11 protein-coding genes are annotated in these 10,678 nt (G+C 58.5%); 9 read left to right on the top strand and 2 right to left on the bottom strand.

Features of this window, described 5'->3' with window-relative positions:
- The 3 genes from IRZ24_RS11225 to IRZ24_RS11215 form a co-directional block, all read left to right on the top strand.
- The coding region (locus IRZ24_RS11225; RefSeq protein ID WP_297164018.1) for a flotillin family protein at window positions 1-1,326 on the top strand (1,326 nt) is incomplete at its 5' end.
- Window positions 1,327-1,407: 81 nt separating this feature from the next.
- Entirely contained in the window at window positions 1,408-1,560 is a 153-nt protein-coding gene (locus tag IRZ24_RS11220) for a hypothetical protein (protein WP_297164015.1), read from the top strand.
- Complete coding sequence (locus IRZ24_RS11215) at window positions 1,557-2,534, top strand: PspA/IM30 family protein (RefSeq protein WP_297164012.1); 978 nt, start codon at window positions 1,557-1,559, stop codon at window positions 2,532-2,534. The genes IRZ24_RS11220 and IRZ24_RS11215 overlap by 4 nt, the downstream gene beginning before the upstream one ends.
- Window positions 2,535-2,673: 139 nt before the next feature.
- Here the strand turns inward: IRZ24_RS11215 and IRZ24_RS11210 are convergent, their stop codons facing one another.
- Window positions 2,674-2,802 carry a hypothetical protein gene (locus IRZ24_RS11210; RefSeq protein ID WP_297164009.1) on the bottom strand — a complete coding sequence of 43 codons (129 nt, stop codon included), beginning with the start codon at window positions 2,800-2,802 and terminating at the stop codon, window positions 2,674-2,676.
- Between the two features lie 88 nt (window positions 2,803-2,890).
- On the bottom strand, window positions 2,891-4,903 hold the full coding sequence (locus tag IRZ24_RS11205) for a DUF4388 domain-containing protein (RefSeq protein ID WP_297164006.1): 2,013 nt from the start codon (window positions 4,901-4,903) through the stop codon (window positions 2,891-2,893).
- Between the two features lie 530 nt (window positions 4,904-5,433).
- Between IRZ24_RS11205 and rpiA the strand changes: the two genes are divergently transcribed.
- From rpiA to IRZ24_RS11175, 6 genes are all read left to right on the top strand, one after another.
- The gene (gene rpiA, locus IRZ24_RS11200) at window positions 5,434-6,189 is read left to right on the top strand and encodes a ribose-5-phosphate isomerase RpiA (RefSeq protein WP_297164003.1); all 756 of its coding nucleotides are present in this window, start codon (window positions 5,434-5,436) and stop codon (window positions 6,187-6,189) included.
- Window positions 6,190-6,441: 252 nt separating this feature from the next.
- Window positions 6,442-7,062, top strand: coding sequence for an ECF transporter S component (locus IRZ24_RS11195; protein ID WP_297164001.1), 621 nt, complete (start codon window positions 6,442-6,444; stop codon window positions 7,060-7,062).
- Between the two features lie 19 nt (window positions 7,063-7,081).
- On the top strand, window positions 7,082-7,921 hold the full coding sequence (locus IRZ24_RS11190; RefSeq protein ID WP_297163997.1) for an ATP-binding cassette domain-containing protein: 840 nt from the start codon (window positions 7,082-7,084) through the stop codon (window positions 7,919-7,921).
- On the top strand, window positions 7,906-8,790 hold the full coding sequence (locus IRZ24_RS11185) for an ATP-binding cassette domain-containing protein (protein WP_297163994.1): 885 nt from the start codon (window positions 7,906-7,908) through the stop codon (window positions 8,788-8,790). Before IRZ24_RS11190 ends, IRZ24_RS11185 begins: the two co-directional genes overlap by 16 nt.
- A 21-nt stretch (window positions 8,791-8,811) precedes the next feature.
- On the top strand, window positions 8,812-9,651 hold the full coding sequence (locus IRZ24_RS11180) for an energy-coupling factor transporter transmembrane protein EcfT (protein ID WP_297163991.1): 840 nt from the start codon (window positions 8,812-8,814) through the stop codon (window positions 9,649-9,651).
- A 365-nt stretch (window positions 9,652-10,016) separates the two neighbouring features.
- A partial coding sequence (locus IRZ24_RS11175) for an FAD-dependent oxidoreductase (RefSeq protein ID WP_297163989.1) occupies window positions 10,017-10,678 on the top strand: 662 nt, incomplete at its 3' end.

The raw sequence follows: 10,678 nt of genomic DNA, 5'->3' as shown, positions 1-10,678 counted from the left end.
GCTCAGGATCTCTATACGTCGCAAGGGGTGGCTGTCAATGTGGAGGCAGTTACCCAGATCAAGGTGCGCTCCGATAAGGAGAGCATCAAGACGGCGGCAGAGCAGTTCTTGAGCAAAAGCCAGCAGGAGCGGGAGAACTTGATCCGCTTGGTGATGGAGGGACATCTGCGCGGCATCGTTGGTCAGTTGACCGTTGAAGACCTGGTCAAGGACCCGGAGAGCGTGAGCGCTAAAATGCTCAAGACGGTCAGCGCTGATATGGAGAAGATGGGCCTTGAGGTCATCTCCTTCACGATCAAGGACGTTCGCGACAAGAATGATTATATCGCTAATATGGGACGCCCGCAGATCGCGGAGATCCGCAAACAGGCCGATATTGCCGCCGCTCTCGCCGCTCGCGATACGCAGATCCAGCAGGCTCAGGCAGCCCGTGAAGCGGCCATCGCCCGCTCACTTGCCGATCAGGAGCGCGCCAAGGCCGAGGCCGAATCACAGGCCAAGCAGGCGGAGTATCAGCGTGATCTGCTGCTCAAGAAGGCGGCCTTTGACGCCGAGGTCAAGAAACAGCAGGCCGCTGCCGATAAGGCCTATGATATTCAGGCCAATATCATGCAGCAGCGGGTCGTCGAGGAGGCGATCAGGGTCACCGAAGTCGAGAAGCACGCCCAGATTCGTGTACAGGAGGCCGAGATCCAGCGCCGTGAGCTGGAGCTGCAAGCTACGGTCCAGAAAGCAGCCGAGGCCGAGCGGCGCCGCATCGAGACGGTGGCTGAGGCCGAGCGCCAGCGCCTGATCCTTGAAGCACAGGGCCAGGCCGACGCGGCGCGCATGCGTGGCATGGGCGAGGCCGAAGCGGCGCGGGCTCGCGGTATGGCTGAGGCCGAGGTGATCCGCGCTAAGGGTCTGGCCGAGGCCGAGGTGATCCGGGCCAAGGGTGAGGCTGAGGCTGAGGCGATGAAGGTGAAGGCCGCCGCTTACCATGAGTACAATCAGGCGGCAGTACTCGATAAGCTGCTGACCAATATGCCGGAGATCGTGCGCGCAATCGCCGAGCCGCTTAGCAAGGTCGACAAGGTGACGATTGTCTCAACCGGCAACGGCGCTAATGGTGTCGGTGCCAGTCGCCTCACAGGTGATATCATGAATATGGCGGCTCAGATCCCTGCGCTCTTTGAGTTGCTCAGCGGAGTACGTATCAATGAGTTGATGGCGCGTGTCCCTTCGCTCAAGGGCCAGACAGATCAGCAGGCTACTAGCAGTGACGAACATGCCAGCGAGGCAGAGGCCGGCGTTGATCGCTCCGGAGCTAGCAACCACCAGGCCTAGGATGCAGCTTGTGGCATGGTAGTACTCCGGTCCGCGCGTAGTGCTTTGTTCTGCTGAGCCTGGAGTCAGGAGAGCGAGGACATGGCTCTTACAGGTACAGGTACGCTCGCTCTCCTCGTTGCGGGGAAGGCGTTAGGAAGCGGCTGGCGCTTCCTGCCACGCTTTCCCTTGTCTGCTGTTGCTATCGCCAGCGGGGAGGTCCGCTATGCTTTCTTGGAAAGGGATGTGCTATGAACCTGTTGGAACGTGTCCTTACGCTGTTGCGCATCAATATCGATGCCTTTCTTGAGAAGGCCCCAGATCCACAGTCTTCTCTTCGTCAGTTACAGCTCGATATGCGCAATCAACTGGTGCAGGTGAAAACGCAGGTGGCTACGGCAATCGCCACCGCACACCAGTTGCAGCGCCGCGCGCGTGAGAAGCAAGAGGAGGCCGCCGTCTGGCTGAAAAAGGCTGAGCAGGCTCTTCGGCAGAGAAACGAGGAGGCGGCGCGCTCTGCCCTCTTACAATACAACGAGTTCAATCGCCTTGCTCTTCGCTACGAGCAACAGCGGCAGGCTCAGGAGCAGCTCGCCCACACCATGCGCGATGCCCTCCACCAGCTCGAAGCACGTCTGCGTGAATTGGAGATGGCTAGTGAGCTGTTGGAGATGAAACAGCGTCAGAAACGTATTCAGCAGCGTATCCTTAATGAGCAGCAACGATCGCATCCAGATGGCAGAAAGCGGCAGGAACGGCTTCAGGCCCATCTGGCTAGCGAGCAGCAAGATCAAGAGCAGCATCTACGGCCAAAAGAGGAGCAGCAGCGGTCTGAATCGGGGGATCAGTCGCCGACCACGGAGACACTTTCATCTGCTCTCTTGGCTCTCCGGCAAGCGTCTCGGTCGTCGCGTGTTAATGCTGGCCTGGCAGATGTTGAGCAACAGCTCCATGCCTTAAAAGCTCGCGAGCAGAGCCAAAGGGTGCCACCGATGCAGAAGAGAGACAAGGAAACGCCTGCGGCTCCTTCCAAGGGTGAAGAGGAAGGGGAGGAAAAGGAGAAGACCCCGTCCGCCTCTGGTAAAACCCGCCCCGCTGGGCGTCGAACTGCTGGCAGAGCCACGGCACGCACCACCGATGCTCTCGATAGGACAGCGCTGACTGATCTCCCTCTCCTGCTAGAGACACTGCAAGCCCATCATCGTCATGCAGATGAACCATCTGAATGAGCAAGTCGGGGTCTCTGGCAGCCGGCCAGCCGGCCCTGGATCCGTGGCGTCTCAGGTTGTAGGGTCTCCTGATCGCCAGCCTGGCAGGCGCCTGACTTCTCCCTTGCTGGCTTCAGGCCTTGCCTGAGCCGGTCTTTAATCAATGGCTAAAGAGCAGGGTAAAGGCAATGAGGATGATCATGCCAATGATCATCCCGATGATGAAGGAGTATTGATCTCTCCGACGCTGCTCCTCCGTTTTGGGAGCCTTGCTCTGGCTTTCACTCATCGTTGTACTCTTCTCTGCTCACTTCGCATTAGTTGACTTCACGGGCAGGCGTGTTTGCCGCCTATCCCCTTTCATTCATTACTTCGGATTATAGCGCGGCGGCGATGGCTCCCTCAACGTTAGCCATCACTTCCATGCTCTCTTTCAGGTCAGCCTCCCGAGTGGTCACCAGCACATGAAAGGCAGCAGTCCCTCCCTCGATAAGGCGCAAGAGCAAACGATGCTGTGAGCTGGTTACGACCAGGTCTTCGTAGGTACCCCAGCCACCTAGCTCCAGTGAGCGCAAGATACCCTGGATGGTGGCCTTGAGATGGCTTCCCATTGGAGAGAGATCGAGGTCGTCCACAGAGACCTGGGCGATCGGCTGGCCATCCATACTCAGGACCGCTGTAGCCACAAAGCCCGGAATAGCGTAGCCGAGTGTCTGCAGCGCTGCGACAATAGCACTGATATTCCGCCGGCTAGTGCGGGGCAAGGGACCACTTTTGCCACTGGCCGCGCTGGCCGGCAGCGGTCCACTGCCTGCGGCGCCGCCCATGTTCGCGCTCGACAGGCTGCCTGTGGCTGACTGAGATGGGCTCATTGCTGGACGTGGGCCAGTGAGGTCTCCCGTGTCAGGTAAAGCAGGACTCTCCTGACGGATGCTCGGCAATGAGGAGGAAGGCATCCCAGGCGGCCCGCTCCCTCGATGAAGAGACTTCAGGCTCTGTAACGACCCACTGCCAGGACCAGGGCCAGCAGAGGAATTAGAGAAGGCCAGCGATGGCGGGCTTTCGCCGCCTCCGATACGGCGCAGTCGAATGCCTGTGTCGGTCGACAGGGGACGGTGCAGAGGCTGCTCAGGACTGACTGGAACAGAGGGCTGCCCTTCCCTGAAGGCTACTTCTTGCCGCCTGGTCGGTACGGCTGGCACCTGCCCTGTGCTGAGAGGAGAGCGCGTTACCGGTGTGACTGGCGGCAGTTCGGCTTGGGTCGGCTGCTCTGTTAACCACGAGGGAAGCTCTATTGGTTCTGAGGAAGGCAGACGTTGCAAGCGGCTGGGCGTCGGGATTTTGCCCGTACTCCCGCTGCCAGGAGCGGAGGCTGAGGTGGCTGTGAGATGACCGGTCACTGGCAGTGCGCCACTCTCACTGCTCTGACTCTGACTGCTGCCTCCACCTGCTCGCCGCTCGTTTCCTCCCAACTTGGGCATGTAGCCCGTCGCCATCCACCACTCGCGGGCTTCATCCTCGCTTGCACTAGTCTGAGAGGCCTTGCTCTGACCCGCCTCTTGGCGCACCGGCAAGCCAGCCATATCCTCCCCCAGCAGGCCAAAGGGAGTATCATCAATCTCATCAAGCACCAGTGGCTTTGTCTCGTGGGCCTGCTGATCCTGGAGCGGCCGCATCTCACTCGCCGCGCTGGCCGGACTGCCCACCTCGCTGCCATATTTGGCCCGGTACTGGAGCGCCTGCAGAATCAGACGAGAGAGCGGTTGCGTTACATTGGGAGCAGTCTCACCATCCCAAGGCTGATAGGAGACCGTTCCATTGCGGTGAGCAGCCAACGCAAAAAAGGCCTCCTCACCCCGGAGTACCCCATATTCAGCCCATACCAGTTCCCCATTCTGAAAGCGTAGTAGGCCCCGCTCACCCTGATCTGTACTCACAACCAGGGCAATTTTCCTACGGCTCATGGTCACGATCTGAATGACATCCAGCAGATCGAAGGAGTCCAGGCTTGCAGAAAAGCCGGACTGCGTGAGCAGACGCCGCACCTCCATTCTCAGCCGTTCGAGATTGAGGGGCTTGTCAATGAGGGCAGCTACGCCTCGCTCTAGGGCCTGTGTCCGTTCCTCGCCAGCCTCGGGCGGCGTCAATAGGAGAATGGCTGTGCGCGGGTAGTAGAGCCGCAACCAGCGCACTAGTTCAAAATCGTCAGCGCTGGCCAGCCTCAGATCAGCAACCACAAGATGATGCATCTCGCGCCAGAGGACGCGAAGGGCCTCCGCAGTTCCGCTGGCCCCCTGCACTAGGTAGCCATCAGCGCGCAGGGCCGTGAGCATCGCCTGGCCCTCCCCTGCATCATCAGTGACCACAAGAATGCGCGACTGCTCCGACATCTTCAGTATCCTCGTGCTTTCAGCATCCTCGTGAGGACCGTCCTCCCTGCAACACCGCCTACTTTCTTCTCTCTCGCCACGGCCTCATAATACCATGCAAGAGCTGGGGTGACAAGCGGAACGAGCCTTTCCACCTCAAGCACTGCAGGAGCTGGCTCTTGCCCCAGTAGAAAGGGCAAGGCACAGGGAAGAAGGGATAAGCGACACCCGCTGCTCTCACTCAGGCACATAGTACCGAAAAATGATCACTTTTGAAAGAGTTCTCCCCAAGAGAGGTTACCCTGACATAGCGCTTTCACGGGAAAGAGACCGTTGAGGCTCTCGCCTTTTCTCTCCGGCCAGCGCGGCTAGGAGCGTTCGTCGCCTGCCGGCCTTGCTCTGGCAAGGGTCTGAGCGGGCTGCTGAGGTCCCCTTTCATAGCACGTGCAAGCAGACCTCACTTTAGGATATGCTTATAGAAGAAGAGAGAAGCCTCTATCCCCTGGCATCTCTGTTTCAACCTATGCAAGCAAGCAGCGAGGACAACAAGCATGACGGAAAGCGAAAGCAAACAGCAGCAGGAGAAGGAAGCCTGGAAGCGAGCAGTAGGCGAAGCGGCAGCCGCGCTGGTGGAGCCAGGGATGGTCATCGGTCTGGGCAGTGGCTCTACTGCTGAGTGGATGATCCGCGCTTTGGGACAGCGGCTTCAGCAGGGTCTGCAGATCGCGGGGGCGGTGCCCACCTCGGAACGTACTGAGGCCCTGGCGCGCGCAGTAGGTATTCCTCTCACAGATCTGGATCACCACCCCGAGCTAGATCTTGATATTGATGGCGCCGATGAGATTGATCCTCATCTCCACTTGATCAAGGGCGGTGGCGGAGCCTTGCTCCGCGAAAAGGTGGTGGCCTCAGCCTCGCGCCGCTTCGTAGTGATTGCCGACATCACGAAGCAGGTACCGTTGCTTGGCCTCCATGTTCCCCTGCCTATTGAAACCGTGCCCTTCGCTCTGACTCCCGTCAGACGCCGTCTTGAGGCCCTGGGTGCTGAGATCCGTTTGCGTCAGCACGACAGTCAGCCGTTTTATACGGACAACGGTAACCTGATTCTCGATTGTTACTTTCCTGAGGGCATTGCAGACCCAAACGAGCTAGAAAACCGTCTACGACGGATCGTCGGCGTGGTCGAAACAGGTTTGTTCTTGCACATGACCACAGAGGCCCTGATCGCAGGCCCCGGCGGCATCACTCATCTGGTCCGTCGCAGCGAGGTCGATAGCGGCCTTGCTCCGGGCCCAGCCGTTTCTTGACAGCTCACTTGCTTTGTCATTATAATCTTTTTAAGATCTCTAAAAACCTCCTTCGACTTCTTTCTCGCGAGAGGAGAGGAGGTTTTTTTGTAGTGTAGCTATTTCTTCTTACATCGCGGGTGGGCCCATTGTCGCGTCCCGGTCAGCGCTGGCTGCTGCTTTTTGAGGCGTCTAGTCTACCAGCGCTGGCAGAGGGAGCAATCGGAGCCACAGCGAGCGAGCTAGTGCTTCTGGATTAAAGGAGTGCCAGCGTTGAGCAATGAGACGTTTAGCCCACAGGGCAAATTTACACCTCCGAAAGAATCTCCCTGGTCACTCTCGACGAGACGTATCGTCACTGCCGGTGTTTTGGCCGGCTTGACCATCTTGATGGCCTACATTCCTTTCGTCGGCTATATTCCTCTGCCAACACCGGCGGGGGCGGCCACGACAGAGCATCTGCCGGTCATTGTTGGTTCCGTGCTTGAAGGCCCGCTGGTCGGTATGATCACAGGTTTCTTTTTCGGCCTGACCAGCTTCTTGCGCGCCGGCAGTGCCTTGTTTAAAGACCCACTCATCGCTTTTCTGCCACGTATTTTGATCGGCCTGACTTCCTGGCTAGCTTTCGCCGCTTTGCAGCGCGCAAATCGCACTGCCGCCTCAGCTCTGGCGGGCGCGGTCGGCTCAGCCACGAACACGGTCTTTGTGCTTGGCCTCGGCTTTCTGCGTGGCTACCTGACCTGGGGATTTATTGTGCTGATTATTCCTCAGGCCGTAGTAGAGGCTATCGCCGCGGCTATTGTCATCACTTTGATCGTGCGCTCCTATGAGGCGGTACGTGGCCGGCTGGCGCGCGCACGCGAGACCAGGCCGCGCGATACGCTGCCCTATTAGTAGCCAGGGGCCCTCTGCCATGATCGAGGTCAATAACGTTACGTTCCGCTATAGTGGTGAGGCCGAAGAGGACATCGCGCCAGCTCTGGCGGGGGTCACGCTACGGATCGATGAGGGCGAGACCATCGCCCTCATCGGCCACAATGGCTCTGGGAAGAGTACCTTGGCTCGCTTGCTGGCAGCAATTCTCTTGCCTCAGCAGGGCAGTGTCATTGTCGATGGCCTGCGTACCGATGCCGGAGGTGAGAGCCTGTGGCAGATCCGCCAGACGGTGGGCCTTGTCTTTCAAAATCCCGATGATCAGCTAGTGGCCAATACGGTGATCGATGAGATCGCCTTTGGGCCGGAAAATCTGGGCCTACCACGCTTCGAGATTGAGGAGCGTGTCGAGGAGGTGCTTGATCTGCTCGATTTGCGACCACATGCCCATCGAGCGGTCAGCGATCTCTCCCAGGGCCAGAAACAGCGTCTGGCGGTGGCCGGGGTCCTGGCTATGCGCCCCCGCTATCTGATCCTTGATGAGCCAACGACTATGATCCCCGGACGCACTGCCGAGCAGTTGCTTGAGACAGTGCGCCGTCTGGCACGCGAACGGGGTATCAGCGTTCTGCACATTACGCACCATATGCACGAACTTGTCGATTTCGATCGGGTGATTGTGATGGACCGAGGGCGTGTGTTGCTGGATGGGACACCGGCAAACGTGCTGCGCCATCGAGAGGAGCTGGAGCGCGCAGGCCTGGGCTTGCCTCTGATTACGCAGCTTGGTCAGCGTCTGCGCGCCAGAGGATGGTCGCAGCTCCCAGAAGTGCTTCTGACTCTGGATGATCTGAAGGCGGCTTTATGCTCTTTGAAGTAAAGGATGTCTACTATACTCGCATGCGTGGGACTCCGTTTGCTGTTGAGGCCCTGAAGGGCTGCAGCCTGGCGATTCCCGAGGGCGAGATTACGGCTATCGTGGGGCCGACCCAGGCCGGTAAGTCCACGCTGTTGTTGACGCTATTGGGATTGTTGCGCCCAACCCGCGGCTCGGTGCTCTTCCACGGTCAGGATATTCATCAGGCGCCTTTCAATGTTGAGGATCTGCGTTTGCGTGTCGGGATCGTCTTTCAGTCACCTGAGGCACAACTCTTCGAGGAGACGGTGGGCAAGGATGTCTCCTTTGGGCCGCGTCGTAAGAGGCTGCCACCGGCTCAGTCACGCCGCCTGGTCCAGGAATCACTGGAGGCGGTCGGACTGCCCTACGAGGAGTTTCGCACGCGCTATATTTCTTCTCTGAGCGGTGGCCAGAAGCGCCGTGTAGCGATCGCTGGAGTCCTGGCCTTGGAACCGGAGGCTATTCTTTTCGATGAGCCAACTGCGGGCCTTGATCCCCAGGGTCGACAGGAGCTGCTGGCGTTGATCCAGCGCTTGAAGATGGAGCGCCGGCTGACCATTGTGCTGACTTCCAGTAGCTTGGCCGATGTGGCGGCGTTGGCCGACCAGGTGATCGTTCTCCATGAGGGACGCGTCGTGCTCAGCGGTAGTCCGCGCTCGGTGCTGGCCCACGCCAAGGAATTGCTTGCGCTCGACATTACTTTGCCTGAGATTACTCAGATCGCTTTGGGACTGCGCTCACTCTGGCCCTCTCTCCGCTGCGATATGCTGACTCTAGCCGAGCTTGAAGAGGAGTTGCTACGTTTTCTTCCGCACGCCACCAGCCAGGAACCTCAGCTTTCCTCTTCTTGACCTTGCCAGCAGGGGGACGCTATGATCGAAATTTCTCGTCATATCTCCTTTGGCCAATATGTCGATAATGGCTCTCGATTGACACGCCTTGATCCAAGGGCAAAGATTTTATGCTTTGTCATAGTTGTAGCAGCTGTTACCTATATTAGTCACTTCGCCTCTTTGGCCCTCTGTCTGCTATTCTGTTTGTTTCTTCAATGGCTCTCGCGCTTGCCTCTGCGCTATGTGCTACAAGGTATGCGCATGTTTATAAGTTTCTTGCTGATCCTCTTTGCGTTCCAGGTGTTGTTCTATACGTCAAGTACTCAGGCAGCAAGTACGATCTGGCACTGGGGGGTGTTGACGGTTTCCTGGGAGGGCATCATCCACAGTACGCAGGTCGATCTGCGGGTGATTTTTCTCTATTATTTGACTTCGCTCTTAATGCTGACAACTTCGCTGGTCGATCTGGCTGATGGGGCTGAGGCTCTGCTGCGTCCGTTGCGCCGTCTCGGGCTGCCGGTCCATGAGCTGGTGATGGTGTTCGTAGTGGCGCTGAAGTTCGTGCCGCTGCTCATTACTGAGGTTGAGCGCTTGAGTATCGCTCAGGCGACACGCGGTGTGCGCTTCGGGCGTGGCAATCCGCTGCAGCGTATTCGCGCCTTAAGCGGCATTATTGTGCCTCTGTTCATGAGCGGTCTGCAGCGCGTGGAGATGCTGAGCACCGCTATGGAAGCGCGTTGCTATCGCGCCGGTTACCGTGGCTGGCGTCGTAGCAAACTGCGCGCTTTGCACTGGAACCGCTCCGATAGCCTGGCACTGGTCTGCAGCGCTCTGCTCTGTGCTTTGCTGATCGCCCTCAACCTTGTCAGCCCCTTCTAGTTATGGTCGCAGTCGGCTACGCTCGGCCTGGTTGGCTTCATAGCAGGTCTCTTCTTGCTCTCTTCCTCGGCACCTGTACCCGTTAGGCCTTCTTTCTCACTAAGCAGCCGATAGCCCGCCGCTGCTCTGAGCTTCTCCCTCGCCCGCTCCTCCTTACACTCTTGGCCGGCTGCTTTGTAGCAATCTGTCGAGGGAAAATGTTGACAAACTATCACTAACTCCGTAAAATTATATCATAAACTATCATAGTCATCTGAATGGACGTGGGGGAGGCAGAGAGGGCCATAGCCGATGCCGGTGGCCGTTGTGGCGTCTAGGCTCGGTAGGCCAGGCGGGCTACATCAGCGAGGAAGGTAATCAGGCTTATGGAGATGACCGGTATAGATCAGGTTGACATCCTTATCATCGGCGGGGGTGTCGTTGGCTGTGCGATTTTGCAAGCCCTGACAAGTTACGACGCCACCGTTGCTCTGGTGGAGCAGTACCCTGATGTGTGCGAGGGTACCAGCAAGGCGAACAGCGCTATCATCCATACAGGCTTTGACGCTCGACCTGGTAGTCTGGAAGCGCGTTTGTTGGCCGAGGCCCGTCAGCTTTGGCCGGAGGTGATCGCCCGTCTCCATATTCCCTATCTGCAGACGGGGGCGCTGATGGTGGCCCTCAGCCAGCAAGAGCAGTCCACTATTGTCCGGGAGATTACCCCGAAGGCCGAGGCCAATGGTGTATCGCTGCAGCCGCTGAGCCGGTCCGAGATCTTGGAGGCCGCCCCCTACGTCAATGAGCGGGTTGTTGGCGGTGTTCTGATTGAAGGTGAAGGAGTCATTGACCCTTTCTGGACGACGCGCGCTTATTGTGAACACGCCCTTCTCAATGGGGCTCAACTCTTTCTGGGCGAGCGTGTGAACGCCATTGAGGTGGAGACCAGGCGGCTCCTGGTCCACACGACCAGTGGCCGGGTTTTCTCAGCGGCTCTAGTCGTTAACGCTGCCGGTCTGTGGGCCGATGAGATCGCACATCTGGCAGGCGA

Origin of the sequence: Thermogemmatispora sp. (assembly GCF_019683755.1) — a bacterium.
Taxonomy (GTDB): Bacteria; Chloroflexota; Ktedonobacteria; order Ktedonobacterales; family Ktedonobacteraceae; genus Thermogemmatispora.
Note: the sequence above shows the minus strand (reverse complement) of the source record. Positions and strands in the feature narration are given on the sequence as shown.

Bases quoted from the DNA above. Each gene is read 5' to 3' on its own strand.
- IRZ24_RS11220 (WP_297164015.1), top strand. From the start codon at position 1,408: ATGGCTCTTACAGGTACAGGTACGCTCGCTCTCCTCGTTGCGGGGAAG.
- IRZ24_RS11215 (WP_297164012.1), top strand. From the start codon at position 1,557: ATGAACCTGTTGGAACGTGTCCTTACGCTGTTGCGCATCAATATCGAT.
- IRZ24_RS11210 (WP_297164009.1), bottom strand. From the start codon at position 2,802: ATGAGTGAAAGCCAGAGCAAGGCTCCCAAAACGGAGGAGCAGCGTCGG.
- IRZ24_RS11205 (WP_297164006.1), bottom strand. From the start codon at position 4,903: ATGTCGGAGCAGTCGCGCATTCTTGTGGTCACTGATGATGCAGGGGAG.
- rpiA (WP_297164003.1), top strand. From the start codon at position 5,434: ATGACGGAAAGCGAAAGCAAACAGCAGCAGGAGAAGGAAGCCTGGAAG.
- IRZ24_RS11190 (WP_297163997.1), top strand. From the start codon at position 7,082: ATGATCGAGGTCAATAACGTTACGTTCCGCTATAGTGGTGAGGCCGAA.
- IRZ24_RS11185 (WP_297163994.1), top strand. From the start codon at position 7,906: ATGCTCTTTGAAGTAAAGGATGTCTACTATACTCGCATGCGTGGGACT.
- IRZ24_RS11180 (WP_297163991.1), top strand. From the start codon at position 8,812: ATGATCGAAATTTCTCGTCATATCTCCTTTGGCCAATATGTCGATAAT.